Here is a 251-nt window from a genome sequence, read left to right on the forward strand (position 1 = left end):
GTCAGCTTAGTAAAATATTTAACTTTCTGGAACTATCAGACTTGCAGACCACCCCAAAAAGCTATACTTAACGACAGGTCATTTTGGACTGGTGTTTTGAGGACTTTTTACGCCGGTGATGACAGTAAATCCGTTTCAGGTCGCTGGCGACGCATTTACGGTCCTTGTAGGAGACGTATTTCAGCGAGTTACGTACCTGATGCACAATACACAGCTGAACCTGAGCCATTGGGAACACGGTGTTAATCGCT

The 251-nt window shown here is 45.0% G+C and carries 1 pseudogene; it reads right to left on the bottom strand.

Features of this window, described 5'->3' with window-relative positions:
- Positions 1 to 124 precede the first annotated feature (124 nt).
- Positions 125 to 251: pseudogene (locus AK963_RS31685) on the bottom strand (transposase); the annotation flags it as partial.

Source organism: Endozoicomonas atrinae (assembly GCF_001647025.1).
GTDB classification, from domain to species: domain Bacteria; phylum Pseudomonadota; class Gammaproteobacteria; order Pseudomonadales; family Endozoicomonadaceae; genus Endozoicomonas; species Endozoicomonas atrinae.